General features: G+C 58.9%; 18 protein-coding genes. 11 read left to right on the top strand and 7 right to left on the bottom strand.

What is annotated here, in order from left to right:
• The first annotated feature begins 240 nt into the window (after positions 1-240).
• Positions 241-2,133, top strand: a complete 1,893-nt coding sequence (gene mrdA, locus AC0Z5Z_RS11585) for a penicillin-binding protein 2 (protein WP_485611107.1) — start codon at positions 241-243, stop codon at positions 2,131-2,133.
• Positions 2,134-2,177: 44 nt separating this feature from the next.
• Here the strand turns inward: mrdA and AC0Z5Z_RS11580 are convergent, their stop codons facing one another.
• On the bottom strand, positions 2,178-2,582 hold the full coding sequence (locus AC0Z5Z_RS11580; protein ID WP_252876663.1) for a lysozyme inhibitor LprI family protein: 405 nt from the start codon (positions 2,580-2,582) through the stop codon (positions 2,178-2,180).
• A gap of 40 nt (positions 2,583-2,622) precedes the next feature.
• Positions 2,623-3,537 (bottom strand): ADP-ribosylglycohydrolase family protein, encoded by a 915-nt coding sequence (locus AC0Z5Z_RS11575; RefSeq protein WP_485611106.1) that lies wholly within the window; start codon positions 3,535-3,537, stop codon positions 2,623-2,625.
• A 176-nt stretch (positions 3,538-3,713) separates the two neighbouring features.
• Between AC0Z5Z_RS11575 and AC0Z5Z_RS11570 the strand changes: the two genes are divergently transcribed.
• Positions 3,714-4,202, top strand: a complete 489-nt coding sequence (locus AC0Z5Z_RS11570; protein WP_016775506.1) for an SRPBCC family protein — start codon at positions 3,714-3,716, stop codon at positions 4,200-4,202.
• Between the two features lie 314 nt (positions 4,203-4,516).
• On the opposite strand, the gene acnA is transcribed toward AC0Z5Z_RS11570, so the two are convergent.
• Entirely contained in the window at positions 4,517-7,258 is a 2,742-nt protein-coding gene (acnA, locus tag AC0Z5Z_RS11565) for an aconitate hydratase AcnA (RefSeq protein ID WP_252868015.1), read from the bottom strand.
• A 222-nt stretch (positions 7,259-7,480) separates the two neighbouring features.
• Between acnA and rlmM the strand changes: the two genes are divergently transcribed.
• Entirely contained in the window at positions 7,481-8,554 is a 1,074-nt protein-coding gene (rlmM, locus tag AC0Z5Z_RS11560) for a 23S rRNA (cytidine(2498)-2'-O)-methyltransferase RlmM (RefSeq protein ID WP_041477361.1), read from the top strand.
• A 162-nt stretch (positions 8,555-8,716) separates the two neighbouring features.
• Positions 8,717-8,965: a sulfurtransferase TusA gene (gene tusA / locus AC0Z5Z_RS11555; protein ID WP_016775503.1), complete on the top strand. Its 249-nt coding sequence runs from the start codon at positions 8,717-8,719 to the stop codon at positions 8,963-8,965.
• A 48-nt stretch (positions 8,966-9,013) separates the two neighbouring features.
• Here the strand turns inward: tusA and AC0Z5Z_RS11550 are convergent, their stop codons facing one another.
• Complete coding sequence (locus AC0Z5Z_RS11550; protein WP_276574740.1) at positions 9,014-10,423, bottom strand: MATE family efflux transporter; 1,410 nt, start codon at positions 10,421-10,423, stop codon at positions 9,014-9,016.
• A gap of 160 nt (positions 10,424-10,583) precedes the next feature.
• Between AC0Z5Z_RS11550 and pdxB the strand changes: the two genes are divergently transcribed.
• A complete protein-coding gene (pdxB, locus tag AC0Z5Z_RS11545) occupies positions 10,584-11,729 on the top strand; it encodes a 4-phosphoerythronate dehydrogenase PdxB (protein WP_485611105.1) in 1,146 nt (381 codons plus the stop codon).
• Positions 11,730-11,883: 154 nt separating this feature from the next.
• Here pdxB and AC0Z5Z_RS11540 read toward each other — a convergent pair whose 3' ends face one another.
• Entirely contained in the window at positions 11,884-12,063 is a 180-nt protein-coding gene (locus tag AC0Z5Z_RS11540; RefSeq protein ID WP_024013646.1) for a PA1571 family protein, read from the bottom strand.
• A gap of 258 nt (positions 12,064-12,321) precedes the next feature.
• Between AC0Z5Z_RS11540 and AC0Z5Z_RS11535 the strand changes: the two genes are divergently transcribed.
• A complete protein-coding gene (locus tag AC0Z5Z_RS11535; RefSeq protein WP_485611104.1) occupies positions 12,322-14,103 on the top strand; it encodes an ABC transporter transmembrane domain-containing protein in 1,782 nt (593 codons plus the stop codon).
• Positions 14,104-14,185: 82 nt separating this feature from the next.
• On the opposite strand, the gene AC0Z5Z_RS11530 is transcribed toward AC0Z5Z_RS11535, so the two are convergent.
• Positions 14,186-16,114, bottom strand: coding sequence for a transglycosylase SLT domain-containing protein (locus AC0Z5Z_RS11530; RefSeq protein WP_485611103.1), 1,929 nt, complete (start codon positions 16,112-16,114; stop codon positions 14,186-14,188).
• A 214-nt stretch (positions 16,115-16,328) separates the two neighbouring features.
• Between AC0Z5Z_RS11530 and AC0Z5Z_RS11525 the strand changes: the two genes are divergently transcribed.
• A complete protein-coding gene (locus AC0Z5Z_RS11525) occupies positions 16,329-18,251 on the top strand; it encodes an ATP-binding cassette domain-containing protein (RefSeq protein WP_039760799.1) in 1,923 nt (640 codons plus the stop codon).
• A 192-nt stretch (positions 18,252-18,443) separates the two neighbouring features.
• Here AC0Z5Z_RS11525 and AC0Z5Z_RS11520 read toward each other — a convergent pair whose 3' ends face one another.
• Positions 18,444-18,881, bottom strand: a complete 438-nt coding sequence (locus tag AC0Z5Z_RS11520) for a universal stress protein (RefSeq protein WP_016775498.1) — start codon at positions 18,879-18,881, stop codon at positions 18,444-18,446.
• Between the two features lie 103 nt (positions 18,882-18,984).
• Between AC0Z5Z_RS11520 and AC0Z5Z_RS11515 the strand changes: the two genes are divergently transcribed.
• The 4 genes from AC0Z5Z_RS11515 (at position 18,985) to AC0Z5Z_RS11500 (ending at position 23,632) form a co-directional block, all read left to right on the top strand.
• Entirely contained in the window at positions 18,985-19,422 is a 438-nt protein-coding gene (locus AC0Z5Z_RS11515) for a hypothetical protein (protein ID WP_041477352.1), read from the top strand.
• Between the two features lie 527 nt (positions 19,423-19,949).
• Positions 19,950-22,097 (top strand): fatty acid oxidation complex subunit alpha FadB, encoded by a 2,148-nt coding sequence (fadB, locus tag AC0Z5Z_RS11510; RefSeq protein ID WP_024013640.1) that lies wholly within the window; start codon positions 19,950-19,952, stop codon positions 22,095-22,097.
• Positions 22,098-22,126: 29 nt separating this feature from the next.
• A complete protein-coding gene (gene fadA, locus AC0Z5Z_RS11505) occupies positions 22,127-23,302 on the top strand; it encodes an acetyl-CoA C-acyltransferase FadA (RefSeq protein WP_016775495.1) in 1,176 nt (391 codons plus the stop codon).
• Between the two features lie 93 nt (positions 23,303-23,395).
• Complete coding sequence (locus AC0Z5Z_RS11500; RefSeq protein ID WP_024013639.1) at positions 23,396-23,632, top strand: DUF1653 domain-containing protein; 237 nt, start codon at positions 23,396-23,398, stop codon at positions 23,630-23,632.
• Positions 23,633-23,742: the final 110 nt, after the last annotated feature.

Genomic DNA, 23,742 nt, shown 5'->3' with positions numbered 1-23,742 from the left:
CCGATGGTAGTGTGGGGTTTCCCCATGTGAGAGTAGGTCATCGTCAAGATTAAATTCCGAAACCCCAATTGCGAAAGCAGTTGGGGTTTTGTTTTGCCTGCGAGAAAGTTTTTAGCCTGCCACCGGGGAAATTCATCCTGAAGTGGATGGCGAGTTTTGGTATGGTGCAGCTCGTTTTTTAACGGACTGATGCCCTGCCCATGGATCGGCACTCATTTACGTCAAAGAGTTGCTGTAGAAATGCCTGAACCAATCCCGATCAAGGACCATGAAAAAGAGACGAGGCTGGTCAACAAACGCTTGATTGCCTGTGCTCTGTTCGTGTTCGCCATCAGCTGCGCTTTGGTGGTGCGCCTGTACATTCTCCAGGTCGTGGAATTCGATTACCACTCGACCATCTCCGAAAACAACCGTGTCCATGTCCTGCCGATACCGCCGACGCGGGGATTGATCTACGACCGCAACGGCGTATTGCTCGCCGACAACCGTCCCAGCTACAACCTGACCATCACTCGTGAGCGTGCAACCGACGTCAATCAGGAGCTGGACGAAGTCATCAACTTGCTGCACTTGCCTGCTGAAGACCGCACGGTATTCGACAAGGCGATGAAGCAATCCCGGCATCCATTCACACCGGTCACACTGTTTTATGAGCTGACGGAAGAGCAGATCGCCGTCCTGGCGGTGAACGAATTTCGCTTGCCGGGGATTGATGTCGAACCGCAGTTTGTCCGGCACTATCCTCTCGGCGCACATTTCGCTCATTCAATCGGTTATGTCGGTCGGATCAATGAAAAGGAAGCTAAAACCCTCGACTCCGTGCAATACCGAGGTACGCAATCCATTGGTAAAACCGGTATCGAGCGTTTTTATGAAGCGCAGTTGCACGGCCATGTCGGTTACGAAGAAGTCGAGACCAATGCTCAAGGCCGTGTGCTACGGGTACTCAAGCACACCGATCCGGTGCCAGGCAAAAACATCGTCCTGAGCCTCGATGTAAAGCTGCAGGAAGCTGCCGAAGCCGCTTTGGGCGACCGTCGTGGTTCAGTGGTAGCTCTCGACCCGTCCACCGGAGAAGTGCTGGCGATGGTCAGCAATCCGAGTTTCGATCCGAATCTGTTCGTCACCGGGATCAGTTCGAAGGAATATTCAGCGCTGCGGGATTCCATCGATCGGCCATTGTTCAACCGCGTGTTGCGTGGTCTGTACGCCCCGGGCTCGACGATCAAGCCGGAAGTCGCTATCGCTGGTCTGGACGCCGGCGTCGTGACCCCGCAGACCCGCGTATTCGATCCCGGCTATTACCAATTACCGGACTTCGACCACAAGTATCGCAACTGGAACCATAGCGGTGATGGTTGGGTGGACATGGACGCGGCGATCATGCGCTCCAACGACACCTATTTCTATGACCTGGCGCACAAGCTTGGCATCGATCGCCTGCACGACTACATGGCGATGTTCGGCCTTGGTGAAAAAGTCTCACTGGACATGTTTGAAGAGTCCCCCGGTCTGATGCCGTCGCAGGCTTGGAAGCGCGCGACGCGGCGGCAGGCCTGGTATCCCGGTGAAACCGTTATTCTCGGCATCGGCCAAGGATACATGCAGGTCACACCGCTGCAATTGGCCCAGGCCACTGCCCTGATCGCCAATAAGGGGATATGGAATCGGCCGCACTTGGCCAAGTCGGTCGACGGTGTAGCGCCGGTCGACAAGCATCCAATGCCCAATATCCTGCTCAAGGACCCGCGCGATTGGGAGCAGGTCAACCACGGTATGCAGATGGTCATGCACGATGCTCGAGGTATTGCCCGAGCGGCCGCTGCGGGGGCGCAATATCGCATCGCCGGCAAGAGTGGTACGGCGCAGGTGGTGGCGATCAAGCAGGGTGAGCGTTACAACCGCGAGAAAACCCTTGAGCGCCACCGTGACAACGCCCTGTTTGTAGGATTCGCACCGGCCGAGCATCCGAAGATCGCCATCTCGGTAATGATCGAGAACGGCGAGGCGGGTGGTCGTGTTGCCGGTCCAGTAGTGCGGCAGATCATGGACGCCTGGTTACTCGATCAGGATGGTCACCTTAAACCTCAATACGCTGCGCCGAGCAAAGCACCGGGCGATCCTCACGTCTGAGGCGTAACGGTTCACAGCACAGGCTCCGTAAGTGGAGCCTGTGATTACGCACCGGGTACCGGGCAGCTCATATCACCTTCCTCACATTTCAAATACTGCTTGAGGGTTTCTACTCTGGCCTTGGTTACGTCTGTAAGACAACTACTGTAAACCAATGGATACACACTCCCGCCTGCCACCCCAGAAGCCGAAAACTTGCACTCGGCATCCCGAAAGCTGACCCACGCCCGCTGCGCGTTGACCAGCAGCTTCTTTCCGTCCGGGTTGTCCTTCAGGCGTCCGGTGATCTGCTGATAGAGCGTATTCAGTTCCTTGTCTGCCGCTTTGAAGGCTTGCCCCGCGCATTGATTCATCGTCGACTGATCGCTGGCGTTGGCGCAATCAACGGCGGCATGGGCGAAAGGGGCAAACAAAAAGGGCGCAGAGGCCAGAAGCAGACGCACTGACATAAGGTTCTCGCTGTATCGAGTGGAAAGAGTGTATCGAGTGTTATGTACGTAGCCGGGAGGCCTCAAGCAAGCGATCCGCAGTGGCGGTGATTTCTTCGCCATCATGCAACTGCTCCAGCCAGTGCTCGGGAATCGCCCGAGCGCCGTAGTAAGTACCGGCCAACTGACCTACGATAGCAGCCGTTGTATCCGCGTCATCACCGAGATTGGCTGCTTTTAGTATCGCGTCAGCGTACGTTTGCGTGTGATGGAAGCACCACAAAGCGGCTTCCAATGATTGCACGCTATAGCCGCTGCCCTTGATTTCGTTTTCTTTTTTGCCGAGATACTCACCCCGCGCGATCGCAACCACCTTGGGTTGGGAATACTCTGCAAGTAGCGATTGGCGCAGTTGCGTTTTGTCGGCTCCCTCAAGCGCTCGTGCAATCAGATCAGCCAGCAATTGGCAGCACTCGATTGCCTCCGGCGCCGCATGGGTTGTGCGCGAACTGTCGGCAGCAAAGGCCTGTATTTGGCGATTATCGGGGAAATAGAACAGCACGATGGGCGCCAACCGCATCAGCGACCCGTTGCCAGCTGTCAACGGGTCAGTCGAGCCGGCAAAAGGCTCTCCGCTTCGCTGATACTGTTGCAGCGCCTGGCTCACGGTCATGCCGATGTCGAAACATTCACCGGTGGAGCTCAGATATCCCCATTTCCACCAATTGAGATAGCGGCCCATCTGATCAGCCGCGTCGAAACCGTTTTTGCGCAGCAGGCTCTCGGCCAGGCAGAGTGCCATTGAGGTGTCATCGGTCCATTGCCCTGGCTTGAGCTGGAACGGGCCACCGCCGACCATGTCGCTCAGCGGCTGGAATGATCCTCGCGGCTGGAACTCAACTGTTGTGCCGACCGCATCGCCGCAAGCCAGGCCGAGGAGGGCGCCGCGATACCGATCGGCAAGAGAGGGCTGCATGATTCGTCCTTGTTTCTGCGGATTCGCTGGAAAGATAACAGGTCAAGCGGCGCCGATCACAGAGCGGAAACTACCGCAGGATGTGTCTGCTCGGATCGATGCCTGCAGCGCCTGGATACAACTTCGCATTGGACATGTGGTCATACAAGCCTAGTGTTCAGAACAGGAGGTGACGTATGAAACCAGTACCTAACAGTTTCGAACGCAAGATCACGCTCAAGGCGTCGCGTTCCCATGTCTGGCGCGCATTGGTCGATGCAGAGGCGTTCGGTCAGTGGTTTGGCGTGGCACTTGAGGGCCGGCGCTTCATTGCCGGTGAGTGGACGCAGGGCCAGGTCACGTACCCCGGTTATGAACACGTATTGTGGAATGTGCTGATCGAGCGGGTCGAGCCGCAGCAGTTGTTTTCTTTCCGCTGGCACCCGTATGCGGTCAACCCGAAGATCGACTACTCGCAAGAGCCGACCACGCTGGTCAAGTTCGAATTGCAGGACTTCGAGGACGGCACTCTACTCAAGGTCTCGGAGTCCGGCTTCGCGCACATCCCTGATATCCGTCAGAAAGAGGCGTATTACATGGACAGTCGCGGCTGGGAGGAGCAGTTGAGCAGGCTTGAACAGTTTCTCGCCGAAAGCGCCAGGGCTCGTGAAAGCGGCGGTGCCTGACAGGTCTAAGGGTTTTCGGCAGTGTTTGTATGGCGAATGTCTTACACGCATTGGTAGCTTTTACGACTATTGCTGATTGGATCCACTGGGTAATCTACACACATCAACTGAGACACAGGGAGTGTTTCAGGATCATGGACGATCGACCATCGCAAGGATCGCTGCCGACAGGGAGTCGATAATGGTCTTGGGAAAAACCCGCTTCGGCGGGTTTTTTTTCGCCTGAATGTAGGAGCCGCCGAAGGCTGCGATCTTTTGATCCTGCTTTTAAAAGCCAGGTCAAAAAGATCACAGCCTGCGCGAATGTCATCCCGTCACGAAGCAATCAACTGCCGCAACACATAATGCAGGATCCCCCCGGATTTGAAGTACTCGACCTCATTCAGCGTATCAATGCGGCACAAGACTTCGATTCTCTCCTGACGCCCATCCTCCCGAGTGATAACCAGCGGCAGGTTCATCCGCGGCCTCAGCTCGACGCCGGTCAATCCCAGAATCTCGAACGTCTCTTTGCCGGTCAGATTGAGACTCTTGCGATTCTGATCAAGCTTGAACTGCAACGGCAGCACACCCATGCCGACCAGATTAGAGCGGTGAATACGTTCGAAGCTCTCCGCAATCACCGCTTTGACGCCCAGCAGATTGGTGCCTTTCGCCGCCCAGTCACGGCTCGACCCGGTGCCGTACTCCTGACCGGCAATCACCACCAACGGCGTACCCGACGCCTGATATTTCATCGCTGCGTCATAGATCGCCATTTTTTCCCCGGTGGGAATGTAAAGTGTGTTGCCACCTTCCTCGCCACCCAGCATCTCGTTGCGAATACGGATGTTGGCAAACGTACCGCGCATCATCACTTCATGATTGCCGCGACGGGAACCGTAGGAGTTGAAGTCGCGCGGCTCCACGCCTTTTTCCTGCAGGTATCGCCCGGCCGGGCTGTCGATCTTGATGTTGCCGGCGGGGGAGATGTGGTCGGTGGTCACTGAATCGCCGAGCAAGGCCAAGACCCGCGCGCCTTTGACGTCTTTGACTTCCGGCAGAGGGCCGGAAATGTCGTCGAAGAAAGGTGGATGCTGAATGTAGGTCGAATTGTCCTGCCACACGTAAGTCGCCGCTTGCGGCACCTCGATGGCCTGCCATTGCTCATCACCGGCAAACACTTCGGCGTATTCCTTGTGGAACATCGCCGTGTTGACCTGATTCACCGCTTCGGCGATTTCCCGGCTGCTCGGCCAGATATCGCGCAGGTATACCGGATTGCCCTGCTGATCCTCACCCAGCGGTTCGCTGCTGATGTCGGTGCGCACGCTGCCAGCCAGTGCGTAGGCGACGACCAGCGGAGGCGAGGCCAGCCAGTTGGTTTTCACCAGCGGGTGTACGCGACCTTCGAAGTTGCGGTTGCCGGACAAGACCGACGCGACGGTCAGATCGGCTTTCTGAATGGCTTTCTCGATCGGCTCCGGCAGTGGCCCGGAGTTGCCAATGCAGGTGGTGCAACCGTAGCCAACTAACGAAAACCCGAGCTGATCAAGGTATTGAGTCAGCCCGGCAGCCTTGTAATAGTCGGTGACGACTTTCGAACCGGGGGCCAGTGAGCTTTTGACCCAAGGCTTGCGCGTCAGACCTTTCTCGACAGCTTTTTTCGCCAGCAGTCCAGCAGCCATCATCACGCTCGGGTTGGAGGTGTTGGTGCAGGAGGTAATCGCGGCGATGACCACTGCACCGTTTTTCAGGCGATAGGTCTTGCCCTCGTATTCGTAGTCCGCTTCGCCCACCAGATCGGCGTTGCCCACTGCTACGCCGCCGCCACCCTCGCTTTCCAGGCGTCCTTCTTCCTTGCTGGTGGGTTTGAATTGCAGGTCGATGAAATCACTGAAGGCCTGCGCGACGTTCGGCAGCGAGACGCGATCCTGCGGACGTTTCGGTCCGGCCAGGCTGGCCTCGACGCTGCCCATGTCCAAAGCCAGGCTGTCGGTGAACACCGGCTCCTGACCCGGCAGACGCCACAGGCCTTGAGCCTTGGTGTAGGCCTCGACCAGTTTCACCACTTCCGGCGGCCGGCCAGACAGGCGCAGGTATTCCAGCGTGACATCGTCGACCGGGAAGAAGCCGCACGTCGCACCGTATTCCGGGGCCATGTTGGCGATGGTTGCGCGGTCGGCCAGTGGCAGATCGGCGAGACCATCGCCATAGAACTCGACGAATTTGCCGACTACGCCTTTCTTGCGCAGCATCTGCGTTACGGTCAGCACCAGATCGGTGGCGGTGATGCCTTCCTTGAGTTTGCCGGTGAGTTTGAAGCCGATCACTTCCGGAATCAGCATCGATACCGGTTGCCCAAGCATCGCCGCTTCCGCTTCGATCCCGCCCACGCCCCAGCCGAGTACGCCGAGGCCGTTGATCATGGTGGTGTGGGAGTCGGTGCCGACCAGCGTGTCGGGGAACGCGTAGGTGCGGCCATCCTCGTCTTTGGTCCAAACGGTGCGGCCGAGATATTCGAGGTTGACCTGGTGGCAGATGCCGGTACCCGGCGGGACCACGCTGAAGTTATCGAACGCACTCTGGCCCCAGCGCAGAAAGGCATAGCGCTCGCCGTTGCGTTGCATTTCGATGTCGACGTTCTGTTCAAACGCACTGGCGCTACCAAACTTGTCGACCATCACCGAGTGGTCGATCACCAGGTCCACCGGCGACAACGGATTGATCCGCTGCGGATCGCCACCAGCCTTGGCCATTGCCGCGCGCATTGCGGCGAGATCGACGACGGCGGGGACACCAGTAAAATCCTGCATCAATACACGGGCAGGGCGGTACTGGATTTCGCGATCGGAGCGGCGCTCCTTGAGCCAGGCGGCGATGGCTTTGAGGTCAGCGCCGGTGACAGTTTTTTCGTCCTCCCAGCGCAGCAGATTTTCCAGCAGTACCTTCAACGACATCGGCAGCTTGTCGAGGTCGCCCAGGCTTTTGGCGGCTTCCGGCAGGCTGAAATAATGGTAGGTCGTGGCATCGATTTGTAGGGTTTTCAGTGACTTCAGACTATCGAGGGACGGCATTACGATCACTCCTTTGAGTCCGCACGGCTACGGACTGAGGGGACGGGCAGAGCATTAAACCTAGCCCTGTTTTGAGTAGCTGGCTAATAACTGGACTCTATCGGCGCAACCATGGTTCCGACTTCAGCTATCATGCGCCGGTTTTCGTGACAGGCATTGCGGCAACGCAAGGCTTGAGCATCGCGCAACGGTCGAATGATCGACCGTTGCCCAGGAGTAAGAATGAACACCCTATTCATGCATTGCCGGCCCGGCTTCGAAGGCGAAGTCTGTTCGGAGATTTCCGATCTCGCCGCCCGTCTCAATGTCGCCGGTTACGCCAAAGCCAAAACCGCCACGGCCTGCGCCGAGTTTGTCTGCACTGAAGCCGACGGCGCCGAACGCCTGATGCGCGGTCAGCGTTTCGCCGAATTGATTTTCCCTCGGCAGTGGGCGCGGGGCTTTTTCATTGATCTGCCGGAAAACGATCGCATCAGCGTGATCCTCGCGCACATGGCCGATTTCCCGGTGTTTGGCAGTCTGTGGCTGGAAGTGGTCGATACCAATGACGGCAAGGAACTGTCGAATTTCTGCAAAAAATTCGAAGGCCCGCTGCGCAAGGCGCTGACCGCCGCTGGCAAACTGGTGGAAGACGCCAGCAAGCCGCGATTGTTGCTGACCTTCAAAAGCGGACGCGAAGTGTTCCTCGGCATGGCTGATGCCGGCAATTCGGCAATGTGGCCGATGGGCATTCCACGCCTGAAGTTTCCTCGCGAGGCGCCCAGCCGTTCGACCTTGAAGCTGGAGGAGGCGTGGCACCACTTCATTCCACGTGATCAGTGGGAAGATCGCCTGCACAGCGACATGACCGGCGTTGACCTCGGCGCCGCACCGGGCGGCTGGACCTGGCAACTGGTCAACCGTGGCATGCTGGTGACGGCTATCGACAACGGCCCGATGGCTGAAAGCCTGATGGAAACCGGATTGGTCCAGCATCTGATGGCGGACGGTTTTACCTTCAAACCGAAGCAGCCGGTGGACTGGATGGTTTGCGACATCGTCGAGAAACCGGCGCGCAACGCGGCGATGCTCGAAGAGTGGATCGGCGAGGGGCATTGCCGCGAGGCGGTGGTCAACCTGAAGCTGCCGATGAAGCAGCGTTATGCCGAAGTGAAACGTCTGCTCGAGCGCATTGCCGATGGTTTCAAGGCTCGTGGGATCAAGGTTGATATCGGCTGCAAGCAGCTGTATCACGACCGCGAGGAAGTGACTTGCCATCTGCGCCGGCACGACACCAGGAAAACCAAATCGCGCTGACACAACACTGAACCTGTGGGAGCGAGCCTGCTCGCGAAAGCGGTGGGGCAGCCAACGATGTGCTGACTGACGGATTGCCTTCGCGAGCAGGCTCGCTCCCACATGGGTTGGACGATAATCCCGGCGATGCGCGACAATGCCGGCCAGTTTCTGGAGTGAACCATGAGTGAAATGATCGATACCCCGGTCGACGGCACCCTCGACGCCACCGGCCTCAATTGCCCGGAGCCGGTGATGATGTTGCACCAGCACATTCGCGATCTGGTACCCGGCGGCCTGCTCAAGGTGATCGCCACCGATCCCTCGACCAAGCGCGATATCCCCAAGTTCTGCGTGTTTCTTGACCATGAGCTGGTCAGCCAGCACGAAGAGGCCGGCACCTATCTGTACTGGATTCGCAAGAAGTCCTGACTCAGGGCAAAAAAAGACCTGCAAATGCAGGTCTTTTTTTATGGGTGATCAACCCGCCGAACGACTGATTCGAATCCGCTTGCGCGCACTGCGTGTCAGACGAATCGACAGCATCAACGCTGCGCAGCTTAAGCCTACGATCAAACCCTGCCACAAACCGCTCGGACCGCGTGGCTCGCCGAGCCAATCGGTCAGGCCCAGCGCATAACCGACCGGCAGACCGATGCCCCAGTAGGCGAAGAGAGTCAGGATCATCGTCACCCGAGTGTCCTGATAGCCACGCAGTGCACCGGCCGCAGTCACCTGGATTGCATCTGAAAACTGGAACAGCGCCGAATAAACAATCAGCATCGCCGCAATATGAATCACCGTTGGATCAGCGGTATAGATCGCCGCAATCGGCTCGCGCAGCGCCAGCATCAGGCTCGCCGACAGGCAGGCGTAGGCCAGCGCCGTGCCCATGCCGACTCCGGCGGCAAAGCGCGCTTCACGCGGTTCTTCGCGCCCAAGCGCCTGACCGACACGCACGGTGACCGCCATGCCCAGCGAATAGGGAATCATGAATACCAGCGAGCTGACGTTCAGCGCGATCTGATGCCCGGCCACCACCGTCGCGCCGAGGCTGCCGATCAGCAGGGCGATCACGGCAAAAATGCTCGACTCGGCAAACACCGCGATGCCGATCGGCAAACCAATCGACAGCAGACGTTTGATCACCGCCCACTGCGGCCAGTCGAAGCGGCTGAACAATTCGCTTGAGCGATAGGCCGGTGCCCAGCGTTCGTACCCGGCCAGGCCCAGCGCCATTACCCACATCACGATCGCCGTGGCCCAGCCGCAGCCGACGCCGCCCATGGCCGGCACGCCAAAGTGACCGTAGATGAAGATGTAGTTCAGCGGGATGTTCAGCGCCAGACCACAGAGGCCCAGCACCATGGCCGGGCGGGTGCGGCCGATGCCGTCGCTGGTGCAGCGCAGCACGTGATAGAGGGCCACCGCCGGCAAGCCGCTGGCGATGCCGTGCAGATATTGCATGCACGGGCCGATCAGCTCGGGATCGACCTTCATCAGGTGCAGCACCGGCTCGGCAGCGATCAGCATCGAGGTGGCGATCAATCCGACTACCAATGCCAGCCACAACGCCTGACGCACAATCGGGCCAATTTCGCTGTGCTTGCCGGCGCCGAAACGCTGGGCGACTTTTGGTGTGGTGGCCAGCAGGGTGCCGGTCATCAATAGAAACACCGGAACCCAGATCGAGTTGCCCAGCGCCACTGCCGCCAGGTCCTTGGGGCCGACGCGCCCGGCCATCACCGCATCGACGAAGCCCATGGCCGTGGTCGCCAGTTGCGCGATGATGATCGGCAGGGCCAGGGCGAGCAGGTTTTTCAACTCCAGGCGAATCCGCGCAGGGCGGCTCAGCGAGACGGCGACAGGTTGGTCAGTTACAGGGTTCACAGGCAAAGCGTCCAGAAAGTATTGATGCGCAGAGCGGCGCATTCTACGCCGCTGACGCCTCGGTCAGGAAATATCCTCTGTTGCGTATTTGTAAGCGCAAACCCTGCTGGCTGATCGACGCGTCAGCACCTAAACTGCCGATCCGCCCAAGGAGCCCGCCATGCTAATTGTTGCCGACGAAAATATCCCGCTGCTCGATGCTTTTTTTGCCGGTTTCGGCGACATCCGCCGAGTGCCGGGCCGCTCCATTGACCGCGCGACGGTTGAGCAGGCCGATGTGTTGCTGGTGCGTTCGGTGACCAACGTCAATCGCGCGCTGCTTGAAGGCAGCAAAGTGCGCTTTGTCGGCACCTGCACCATCGGCACCGATCATCTGGATCTCGATTACTTCAACGAGGCCGGGATCTGCTGGTCGAGCGCGCCGGGTTGCAATGCTCGTGGTGTTGTCGACTACGTGCTGGGCAGTCTGATGACACTGGCCGAAATCGAAGGGGTTGATCTGACGCAGCGTACTTACGGCGTCGTCGGCGCCGGTGAAGTGGGGGGGCGCTTGATCAAGGTTCTCAAGGGCTTGGGCTGGAACGTCAAGGTTTGCGATCCGCCGCGTCAGGCTGCCGAGGGCGGCGATTATGTCAGCCTTGAGCAGATCATCGAGCAGTGCGACGTGATCAGTCTGCATACGCCATTGACCCGTAGCGGCAACAACGCGACCTGGCATCTGTTCGATCAACAGCGTCTGCAACAACTCAAGCAAGGTGCATGGTTGATCAACGCGGCGCGCGGCCCTGTAGTGGACAATGCAGCGCTGCGTGAGGTGCTGCTGGAGCGCGAGGACCTGCAAGCGGTGCTCGACGTCTGGGAAAAAGAGCCGGAAGTCGACCCTGCGTTGGCCGAACTCTGCGTATTGGCCACGCCACATATTGCCGGTTACAGCCTCGATGGCAAGCAACGCGGGACCGCGCAGATTTATCAGGCCTACTGCGCTTTCAGCGGCCAACCTGCAGCTATCCAGCTCAGCGATCTGCTGCCAGCAACCTGGTTGTCGGAAGTTTCCCTGCACGGTGACAGCGATCCGGCGTGGGCGCTGGCGATATTGTGCCGGGGCGTGTATGACCCGCGCCGCGATGATGCGGATTTCCGCCGCAGCCTGGTGGGAAATGTCGCTGAGCAGCGCTCGGCGTTTGACGCGTTGCGCAAGCAATATCCGGTGCGACGCGAGATCGAAGGGCTGAAGGTGCGGATTGAAGGGGAGTCGCCGTTGTTGCGGCAGATTGTGGCGGCGCTGGGGGCAACCCGTGTCCTGTAGGAGCTGTCGAGTGAAACGAGGCTGCGATCTCTCGATCCTGCTTTTTGAAGATCAAAAGATCGCAGCCTTCGGCAGCTCCTACACGATTCGCAAGTAAATTACAGATATAAAAAACCCGGCCAGTCAGGGCCGGGTCAGGAAGACGGTGGCTACATCACTCTTGTTCGGCAGGCTTGACCAATCGCTTCTCCAGTTCGCGGCACGCGTCCTGGATCATGTCTTCAGTGATCGGTACTTCGCGGCCCTGCTCATCGATAATCGAGCAACCCAGAGACTGGTCGGGTTTGGTGCGGATCACTTCAATCTTGTCTTCGCTGCTGTGTTGCAAGGACATGGCCTGTCTCCTCATCAGGTTGTGTGCCTAAGTTAAAACCGCCACGTGACCAGGCTGTGACAACTCCCTGCGGTCTGTCGGCGGGCGGCATCTCTACTCAAACAGAAATGACCGCTCGTCTCAACCGCAACCTTAGACCAATCGTTTCTAGCATCCGGACATCCCGGGCATATTTAACCTGACTCATTGTGATTTACAGAGTTCCACCCCATCTGAGTCTGTAGGCTGGCCCGATCCATCTGCGCAGACGTGAACTCCATGATCTCCATGCTTTCTTCCCGACACCGGCGCGCCCTGCGCCTGACCAGTCATTTTCTCCTGCCGTACCGCTGGCATGCCTTCGGCGCACTGCTCGCACTGATCGTCACCGCCGGCATTACCCTGTCGATGGGGCAGGGCATCAAATTGTTGGTCGATCAGGGCTTCATGACCCGATCGCCGCATCTGCTCAATCAGTCGATCGGAATTTTCATGCTGCTGGTGCTCGGGCTGGCGCTGGGCACCTTTGCCCGTTTCTATCTGGTGTCGTGGATAGGCGAGCGCGTGGTCGCCGACATTCGCCGCCAAGTGTTCAATCACCTGGTGTATCTGCATCCAGGCTTTTATGAGGACAACCGCAGCTCGGAAATCCAGTCGCGTCTGACCGCTGATACCACGCTGCTGCAATCGGTGATCGGCTCGTCGCTTTCGCTGTTCCTGCGCAATCTGCTGATGGTCATCGGTGGTGTGGTGTTGCTGTTCATCACCAATCCGAAGTTGACCAGCATTGTCGTGATTGCACTGCCGCTGGTGATCGCGCCGATCCTGATTTTCGGCCGCCGCGTGCGCAATCTGTCGCGCCAGAGCCAAGACCGTATCGCCGACATTGGCAGCTATGTGTCGGAAACCCTTGGTCAGATCAAAACCGTACAAGCCTACAACCACCAGGTTCAGGACGAGCAGCGTTTCGCTTCGACCGTCGAGCAGGCGTTCGAAACTGCGCGTAAACGGATCTTCCAGCGAGCGTGGTTGATCACTTTGGTGATCGTGCTGGTGCTTGGCGCGGTGGCGGTGATGTTGTGGGTCGGCGGCATGGATGTGATGGCGGGACGGATTTCGGCTGGGGAACTGGCGGCGTTCGTTTTCTACAGCCTGATTGTCGGCAGTGCGTTCGGCACGCTGAGCGAAGTGATCGGCGAACTGCAACGCGCTGCGGGTGCCGCTGAACGCATCGCAGAATTGCTGCGTTCGGAAAACATCATCCAGCCACCGTTGACCGGACTGGTCACTCTGCCAGCGCGAGTCAAAGGTGAACTTGAACTGTGCGACGTGCGTTTTTCCTACCCGTCGCGTCCGCAAAGCTACGCCGTCGATGGCTTGAATCTGACGGTGAGGGCAGGCGAAACCCTGGCATTGGTGGGGCCGTCCGGCGCGGGCAAGTCCACGGTTTACGACTTGTTGCTGCGCTTCTACGATCCACGCGAGGGGCAGATTTTCCTCGATGGCGTGCCGCTGACCAGCCTTGACCCGCTGGATCTGCGCCGCTGTTTCGCCCTGGTCTCGCAAACCCCCGCGTTGTTTTTCGGCAGCGTGGAGGACAACATTCGCTACGGCTGCCCGACGGCCACGCTTGAACAGGTCAAGGAAGCTGCGCGAATTGCCCACGCCCACGACTTCATCGAACAAATGCCGGACGGCTATCAAACTCATCTCGGCGATGGCGGCCTCGGGTTGTCCGGCGGTCAGCGCCAACGTCTGGCCATTGCCCGCGCCTTGCTAGTGGACGCGCCGATCCTGCTCCTTGACGAAGCCACCAGCGCCCTCGACGCACAGAGCGAACATCTGATCCAGCAGGCCCTGCCAACGCTGATGGAAAACCGCACCACGCTGGTGATCGCTCACAGGCTGGCCACGGTGAAGAACGCTGACCGGATTGCGGTGATGGATCAAGGCAAGCTAGTAGCGGTGGGGACACATCAGGAGTTGATCGCCAGCAATCCGCTGTACGCACGGCTGGCGGCGTTGCAGTTCAATGATGGTCGATCTGTCACAGCAGACTGAGCAATCGACCAAGTAACCGACCAAAAAAATGCCCGCATCTCACGATACGGGCATTTTTCATGATCCGGCGTCAGCCTGGTGATTACTGATCGTCAAAATACCGCTCATGCCAATCCACCAGCGGTTGCGGCGAGTTGAGCTTTTGCCCGTAGATCACCGAGTAGGACAACACGTTCTGCACGTATTGACGGGTTTCGTCGAACGGGATGCTTTCCACCCAGACGTCGAAACTCAGGTGATCAGCGCCGCGCAGCCACTGACGCACGCGGCCTGGCCCGGCGTTATAAGCGGCGGAGGCGAGCACGCGGTTGCCGTTGAACTGGCTGTGCACCTGGCTGAGGTAAGCGGCGCCGAGCTGAATGTTCTTGTCTGGATCGAGCACTTGCTGGGGCGAGGCCAATGGAATGCTGAACTTGCGCGCGGTTTCCTTGGCGGTGCCGGGCATCAATTGCATCAGACCGCTGGCGCCGACGCCGGAGCGCGCGTCGTCCATGAAGGCGCTTTCCTGCCGGGTTATGGCGAACACCCAGCTCGAATGCAGGCCGCGAACCTTGGCTTCACGCACGAGGGTATCGCGGTGCGCCATCGGGAAGCGGATGTCCAGGTCGTCCCAGTACTGCGCCTGACTGATGGTGCGAATCGCCGGGAAGTACCATTTCAGGTCGTAGGCCAGTTTGGCCTGGGCGACCATTTCATCGCGGTTGAAATGACGGCTGACGTGATACCACTCGCGACGCCCGTCGACGATCTGCCCGCGTGCATGAAACTCCAGCGCGCGCCGCACGCCGGGGGTGTTACGAACCTTGTTGATCAACGCCTGGCTGAGCACCAGCGGCTTGTTGTTCAGCGAGTAAGGCGACTGTGAACGGTCTGCGGCGAGGAAGCCGTAGAAGTCTCGTTCCCGCGCCAGATTCTTGTACAGGGTCAGCGCTTGCGGGTTTTGTGGCTCGGCCAGTTCCAGACTGCGCGCCTGCCAATAGCGCCAACGGTTGGTGGTGGCCAGGTCTTGCGGCAGACGTTTGGTCAATTCGTAGGCATCGTTCCAGCGTGCCAGACGCAGCAGCAGGCGCAGGCGCCATTCCGAGACGGTGTTGTCGCGCAGCTCCGGATCGTACTTGGTCATCACGTCCAGCGCGCGGCTGTCGAAGCGGCGCGCGAGGGTCAGGCCGATCTCGCGAGCGATCGCGACCTTCTCATCGCGAGAGAAATGCATGCTGCTGGCGTAACCGTCGAGCAGGGCCATGGCCTTGTCCGGATCCTGCCGAGCGAGGCGGCGCAAGCCGAGGCTGACGACGTCTGACATCGGCTCGTCGGCCGGGGTGAAGCGCGACGGCTGGTTGAGCATTTCGGGTTTCTGCGCCACGTCGACCAGCAAACGGCCGCGCGGGGCGAGGGTGGTCAGGCCGTTGATCAGACTGTTGGCCAGCGGATAGTTGCGTGCCTGCGCGGCAAGCTTGGTGCGCTCCCAGCGTTTCTGCTCGGTAAGCTGGCCGTCGGCAGCCCAGATGCCGAACAGCGCGTCACAGGCGGCGGGTTGCGATTTGCCGGTCAGCCAGAGTTTTTCTGCGTTGGCATAGCCTTCAGCCTTCTTGTCGTGGCTGATTTGGTACTGCGCGTTGAGGCAGTCGAGCTCAGTGAAATTCAGCTTCGGATCGTAATATTTGACGAAGGTCGCCCAGTCGCCACGGTCGGCAAGCCAGCGCAACCAGCGCAGCTTCATCCAGTTGGCCTGCGGCAGGTCACCGTGCTCGGCGAGAAACTTCTCGATCTCTGCGTTGCTCGCAGTCTTCAGACGCGCGGTCAGTTCGTCGTAGGCCAGATACGGTTCCAGCGGATAATCGGCCAGCGCCTGGCTGTAACGGAAATACGGGCCGGTATCACCCTTGGCCAAGGCGCGCTTGGCTTCATCGTAATACTGGCGTTGGGTGGACAAGTCCACCGCCTGGACGGATTGAGCGGCAGCGGCGGTAAGAAACAAGCAGGACAAAACACTGAAAAGGCGACTGCGCATGAGACATCCGGGCAGAGAAATCATGACAAGTGCCGATCGGAATCCGCACTGAATTGACTGTAGCTTAGCCTTTTGCCAGCAAGCGGCGAAAGCTTTGCGAGCCTCGCTGCACAAGTTCGCAACAAAAGTCGTGCAGAGTGCTTCGACAGACAAATTGCCGGCCTGTTGAAGCCCCAAGTCAGGTAGAATGCGCGCCCGGTTTTTGGAGAAGCTCATGACCCTGCTCAAATTCAGCGATGTGTCCCTTGCGTTCGGCGCTATGCCGTTGTTGGACAAGGTGTCCTGGCAGATCGCCCGTGGTGAGCGGGTGTGCATCATCGGCCGCAATGGCACTGGCAAGTCCAGCATGATGAAACTGGTCAAGGGCGACCAGAAGCCCGATGACGGCTCGGTATGGCGTGCCCCCGGTCTGAAAATCGGCGAATTGCCGCAAGAATTGCCGGTGGCCGACGACCGGACGGTATTCGACGTGGTGGCTGAAGGCCTCGATGGTGTTGGCGCCTTGCTCGCCGAATATCATCACCTGAGCCAGAACATCGTCACCGACGCCGATCTGGACAAGCTGATGCACGTTCAGCACGACCTCGAAGCCCGTGATGGCTGGCGCCTTCAAACGCTGGTCGACAGCACCCTGAGCCGTCTGCAACTGCCGGCCGACAAGACTCTCGCCGAACTCTCCGGTGGCTGGCGTCGTCGCGTGCTGCTGGCGCAGGCGCTGGTGTCCGAACCGGATCTGCTGCTGCTCGACGAACCAACCAACCACCTGGACATCGGTGCGATTGCCTGGCTCGAAGAGGCGCTGAAAGATTTCCAGGGCGCCGTGCTGTTCATCACGCACGACCGTTCCTTCCTGCAAAACCTCGCCACGCGCATCCTCGAACTGGATCGCGGTGGGCTGATCGACTGGAACGGCGACTACGCCAGTTTCCTCGTGCACAAAGAAGCTGCGCTGGCCGCTGAAGAAACTGCCAACGCGCTGTTCGACAAGCGTCTGGCTCAGGAAGAAGTGTGGATCCGTCAGGGCATCAAGGCCCGCCGCACTCGTAACGAAGGTCGCGTGCGCGCCCTGAAAGCCCTGCGCGTTGAGCGCAGTGAGCGTCGCGAGCGTACCGGCAAGGCCAACATCCAGCTGGAAACCGCCGACAAATCCGGCAAGCAGGTGATGGTGCTCGAGAACGTGAGCTTCGCGCATCCGGGCGGGCCGTTCCTGATCAAGGATTTCTCCATGGTCCTGCAGCGCGGCGACCGTATCGGTCTGCTCGGCGCCAACGGTACCGGCAAGACCACCCTGTTGAAACTGATGCTCAGCGGTCTGCAACCGACCAGCGGTAAAGTGGAAGAGGGCACGCGGATCGACGTGGCGTACTTCGACCAGTTGCGCCATCAGCTGGATCTGGAAAAAACCGTGATCGACAACGTCGCCGAAGGTCGCGACTTCATCGACATCGACGGGCAGAGCCGTCACGTGCTGAGCTATCTCGGCGACTTCCTGTTCAGCCCGCAGCGTGCACGCACGCCGGTCAAGGCGTTGTCGGGTGGTGAACGTGCGCGTCTGTTGCTGGCGAAGCTGTTCAGCAAACCGGCGAACCTGCTGGTGCTCGACGAACCGACCAACGACCTCGATGTGGAAACTCTCGAGCTGCTCGAAGAAGTGCTGCTGACTTTCAACGGCACCGTGCTGATGGTAAGCCACGACCGGGCATTCCTCGATAACGTGGTGACCAGCACCCTGGTCTTCGAAGGTGAAGGCAAGGTTCGTGAATACGTCGGCGGCTATCAGGACTGGATCCGTCAGGGCGGCTCGCCGCGTCTGTTGGGCGTGACTGAAAGCAAGTCGGGCAAGGCTGACCTGAACTCGGCGGTGGTTACCGCTGAGCCGGCTCCGGTGGCTGCGCCTGCGGCTGCCGCTCCGGTTGCCAAGAAGAAACTCAGCTACAAGCTGCAGCGTGAGCTGGAAGCCTTGCCGGGCGACATCGACGCCAAGGAGCAGCAAATCGCCGCTGTTGAAGCGGAAATGGCTGAAGCCGGTTTCTATCAGCGTCCGCCGGCGGAAACGGCCAAGGTGATTGCTTCGCTGGAGCAATTGCAGGCCGAGCTGGATGCGTTGGTGGAGCGTTGGGCCGAGCTGGATGCCTGATAGCTCCTGATGTGAAAAAGCCCGGCGCTCAGTGATGAGCGCCGGGCTTTTCATATGTAGCGCGATCTACAGGCTGGAGCAGGTCAACTGTGAGAGCGAGCCTGCTCGCGAAAGCGGTGTGTCAGGCGGCACTCATATTGAATGTGCCGACGTATTCGCGAGCAGGCCCGCTCCCACAAACTGCAAGACAGATCAGCGTTTGACCAGGTGCACCGCGAGTACATCGCATGGCGCACCGTGTAGCACGTCATTCGCGGTCGAGCCGAGCAGCAGTGCCAGGCCATGGCGGCCATGACTGCCGACCACAATCAGATCGCACGCTTGTTCCTTGGCGAAATGATGGATTTCCTGGCGGGGCTGGCCGTAGGTCAGATGGCAATTGGCGCCTTCGAGCTCGGGGTATTTCGATTTGAGTTTTTCAAGACGCTCCTTGGCCTGATCGAACTGCTGTTGTTGCAGTTGTGACAGGTCCATTGGCACGTCGCCACCGAAGGCCATGGCCATCGGTTCAACGATATGCACCAGCGACAACTTGGCAGCGTTGCTCACCGACAGCTCGCGGGCGCGGTGGATCACAGGGTCGCACTCTTCGGTCAAATCTACGGCGACCAGTATGTGGTGGTAGGGCATGAGGTGCTCCTCCTGAGGGTTCGATATTGGTAAGTATGGCTGGTTTCAAGCGCATTGGTTCGCAAGTGACACAATGGGCTCATCAAAAATCGGGAGTACAGATATGACGGTCTGGCTGGTGGTGTCAATCCTGCTGGTAGTTTTAAGTCCACTGGCATGGTTGCGCCCATCGCGAACGCAGAGCGGGCGCATGGCCCTGCGCATGGAGGCGCGACGCATCGGCCTGGCCATGCAGCTGGCGCCGCAGGAGTGGCCGCACTGGCTGCTGCCGGAGCCGCCGAATCCCTGCGCCCAGTACCATCGGCCGCGGCGTGGCAGCCAACCGGCGTGCTGGACGTACTGGCAGAAAACCCCGGGCGTTTGGGTCAATCAATGGCAGGAAGTCTGCGATGACCGGATCCTGCTCGATTATTTCGAAAAATTGCCGGGCAATGTTTTCAAGATCGAAGCGGACAAGCAGATGATCGCCTTGTACTGGGGCGAGAAGGGCGAGGCGACGGTTCTGCAGGATATCGACGCGACCCTGAAAGCACTGGCGTGATGCGCGGACTTTTCTCACTGCAACGGTGTGAAACGTCCGGCAGACGCGCAATAAAAAGCCCGACATGATTCGTCGGGCGGATTGGCCAGGCAGGCCGGTAATCTTTTTTTGCGGCAAGCGCTTTGATCGCCTCGGCAAATTTCCTCGCAGTCCACCCAGCGTAGCCTTCTGAACAGGGCTCGGCGGAAATTAGGGCGACTTTTCTAACTATTGATTCTATGAATGGCTGAACATCGAGACGGGTGTTGCTGCTCATCATGGTGCAGAAATGACCGCAAAGTCGCATTTCAGCCCGAATTTAGGGCGATTGACAATTGTCTGAAATTCCGTGAAGGTGACGTACCCGAATCAAACGGGCGTATGAATTGAGCGTTTGTCTTACAGACTGCTCCTACAGAATCCCGACTATCGCGTTGGCGGGTGTGCCAGGCGGACAGGTGTCAGCATCGACGAACAAAGCGTCCTTCTGAGCCATATGCCTGCGTCCGACGTGTACTGTTCAGCTTCCATATCGTGGAGATCAGTTGATGATTTACGAAGGTAAAGCCATCACGGTTAAAGCTCTTGAAAGTGGCATCGTCGAATTGAAATTCGACCTCAAGGGTGAGTCCGTCAACAAGTTCAACCGTCTAACCCTGAACGAACTGCGTCAGGCCGTAGACACCATCAAGGCAGATGCTTCGATCAAGGGCGTGATCGTCAGCAGCGGCAAGGACGTGTTCATCGTCGGCGCCGACATCACCGAATTTGTCGACAACTTCAAGCTGCCGGATGCCGAGCTGGTTGCAGGCAATCTCGAAGCCAACAAGATCTTCAGCGATTTCGAAGACCTCAACGTGCCGACCGTCGCGGCCATCAACGGCATCGCCCTCGGTGGCGGTCTGGAAATGTGCCTGGCGGCCGACTATCGCGTCATGTCCACCAAGGCCAAGATCGGTCTGCCGGAAGTCAAACTGGGCATCTACCCAGGCTTCGGCGGTACTGTGCGTCTGCCACGCCTGATCGGTGTCGACAACGCCATCGAGTGGATTGCCGCCGGCAAGGAAAACCGTCCTGAAGACGCCCTGAAAGTCAGCGCCGTCGACGCCGTGGTTGCTCCAGAGAAGCTGCAGGAAGCTGCCCTTGAACTGATCAAGCGCGCCATCTCCGGTGAGTTCGATTACAAAGCCAAGCGTCAGCCGAAACTTGAAAAACTCAAGTTGAACGCCATTGAGCAAATGATGGCTTTCGAAACCGCCAAAGGTTTCGTGGCTGGCCAGGCCGGCCCGAACTACCCGGCGCCGGTTGAAGCGATCAAGACCATCCAGAAAGCCGCGAACTTCGGTCGCGACAAAGCGCTGGAAGTGGAAGCTGCAGGCTTCGTCAAACTGGCCAAGACCTCTGCTGCGCAGAGCCTGATCGGCCTGTTCCTGAACGATCAGGAACTGAAGAAAAAGGCCAAGGCCTACGACGAAATCGCCAAAGACGTGAAGCAGGCTGCCGTACTGGGCGCCGGCATCATGGGTGGCGGTATCGCCTATCAGTCGGCCTCCAAAGGCACGCCGATCCTGATGAAGGACATCAACGAGCACGGTATCGAGCAGGGTCTGGCCGAAGCCGCCAAGCTGCTGGTCGGCCGCGTTGACAAGGGTCGCATGACCGCGGCGAAGATGGCTGAAGTGCTCAACGGCATTCGTCCGACCCTGTCCTACGGCGACTTCGGTCACGTCGATCTGGTCGTCGAAGCTGTGGTCGAGAACCCTAAGGTCAAGCAAGCGGTACTGGCTGAAGTCGAAGACAAGGTCAAAGAGGACACCATCCTCGCGTCGAACACCTCGACTATTTCCATCAGCCTGCTGGCCAAGGCCCTCAAGCGTCCGGAAAACTTTGTCGGCATGCACTTCTTCAACCCGGTGCACATGATGCCGCTGGTGGAAGTGATCCGTGGCGAGAAGTCCAGCGAACTGGCGATCGCTACCACCGTTGCCTATGCGAAGAAAATGGGCAAGAACCCGATCGTGGTCAATGACTGCCCCGGCTTCCTGGTCAACCGCGTGCTGTTCCCGTACTTCGGCGGTTTCGCCAAGCTGGTCAGCGCCGGTGTCGACTTCGTCCGCATCGACAAAGTCATGGAAAAATTCGGCTGGCCGATGGGTCCTGCGTACCTGATGGACGTGGTCGGCATCGACACCGGTCACCACGGTCGTGACGTGATGGCTGAAGGTTTCCCGGACCGCATGAAGGATGACCGTCGTTCGGCCATCGACGTGCTGTACGAAGCCAAACGCCTGGGCCAGAAGAACGGCAAGGGCTTCTACGCCTACGAGGCCGACAAGAAAGGCAAGCAGAAGAAAGTCGCCGATCCGTCGGTACTCGAAGTGCTCAAGCCGATCGTTTACGAGCAGCGCGAAGTCACTGACGAAGACATCATCAACTGGATGATGATCCCGCTGTGCCTGGAAACCGTGCGTTGCCTGGAAGACGGCATCGTTGAAACCGCCGCCGAAGCCGACATGGGTCTGGTTTACGGTATCGGTTTCCCTCCATTCCGTGGCGGTGCGCTGCGCTACATCGATTCGATCGGTGTTGCCGAGTTCGTTGCCCTGGCTGACCAGTACGCTGATTTGGGCGCGCTGTATCACCCGACCGCGAAGCTGCGCGAAATGGCCAAGAACGGCCAGAGCTTCTTCGGTTAAGCGCCCCCAACTAGAGTGAGAGTGAACTTATGAGCTTGAATCCTAGAGACGTCGTGATTGTCGACTTCGGTCGTACTCCGATGGGCCGCTCCAAGGGCGGCATGCACCGCAACACCCGCGCCGAAGATATGTCGGCGCACCTGATCAGCAAACTGCTGGAACGCAACAGCAAGGTCGACCCGGCGGAAGTCGAGGACGTGATCTGGGGCTGCGTCAACCAGACCCTGGAGCAGGGCTGGAACATCGCGCGCATGGCGTCGCTGATGACCCAGATCCCGCACACTTCTGCTGGCCAGACCGTCAGCCGTCTGTGTGGCTCGTCGATGAGCGCGCTGCACACTGCTGCGCAAGCGATCATGACCGGCAACGGTGACGTGTTCGTGGTCGGCGGCGTCGAGCACATGGGCCACGTGAGCATGATGCATGGTGTCGATCCGAACCCGCACATGTCGCTGTACGCGGCGAAAGCCTCGGGCATGATGGGCCTGACAGCTGAAATGCTTGGCAAGATGCACGGCATCACTCGTGAGCAACAGGATGCCTTTGGCGTGCGTTCCCACCAGTTGGCCCACAAGGCAACCGTGGAAGGCAAGTTCAAGGACGAAATCATCCCGATGCAGGGTTACGACGAGAACGGTTTCCTGAAACTGTACGACTACGACGAAACCATTCGTCCGGAAACCACCCTGGAAAGTCTGGCGGCGCTCAAGCCGGCCTTCAACCCGAAAGGCGGCACCGTGACTGCCGGTACTTCGTCGCAGATCACTGACGGTGCTTCGTGCATGATCGTGATGTCGGCGCAGCGTGCACAGGACCTGGGTATCCAGCCGATGGCGGTGATCCGTTCGATGGCAGTAGCGGGTGTGGACCCGGCAATCATGGGCTATGGTCCAGTGCCGGCAACACAAAAAGCCCTGAAGCGCGCAGGCCTTGGCATCAACGATATCGACTTCTTCGAGCTCAACGAAGCTTTCGCCGCACAGGCCTTGCCAGTGCTGAAAGATCTGAAAGTGCTCGACAAGATGAACGAGAAGGTTAACCTGCACGGCGGCGCGATCGCCCTGGGTCACCCGTTCGGTTGCTCCGGTGCACGTATTTCCGGCACCCTGTTGAACGTGATGAAGCAGAATAGCGGCACCTTCGGGGTGGCCACTATGTGCATTGGTCTCGGCCAAGGCATCTCCACCGTCTTCGAACGCGTTTAAGCGTCTCGTCGATGGAAGCCGGGGCCCAGTGCCCCGGTTTTTGTTTTTGGGTTTTTTATTTATTTTTGAAAAGATTTCAGTGAGGGCCGAAGCATGCCGATACAACCTGGGCTCTACCAACATTACAAAGGTCCGCAATACCGTGTATTCAGTGTTGCGCGGCATTCCGAAACCGAAGAAGAAGTGGTCTTTTACCAAGCCCTGTATGGCGATTACGGCTTTTGGGTGCGCCCGCTGAGCATGTTCGTCGAGTCGGTCGAGGTTGACGGCGAGCAGGTGCCGCGCTTTGCTTTGGTGCAAGCCGAACCGAGCCTTTTTGACAAGGTTTGAGGCGACTGCGCAGACAACCCTGCGCTTGACCTCACCTTGTATCAACTATATATAGCGGTGCCGCGTCAGGCGCCAACCGCCTTTCACTTCTAGAATTCAGGAATTTTCTG

The organism is Pseudomonas sp. 1L-E-NC-VB-C3 (assembly GCF_057291535.1).
This window is presented reverse-complemented; position numbering and strand designations above follow the sequence as displayed.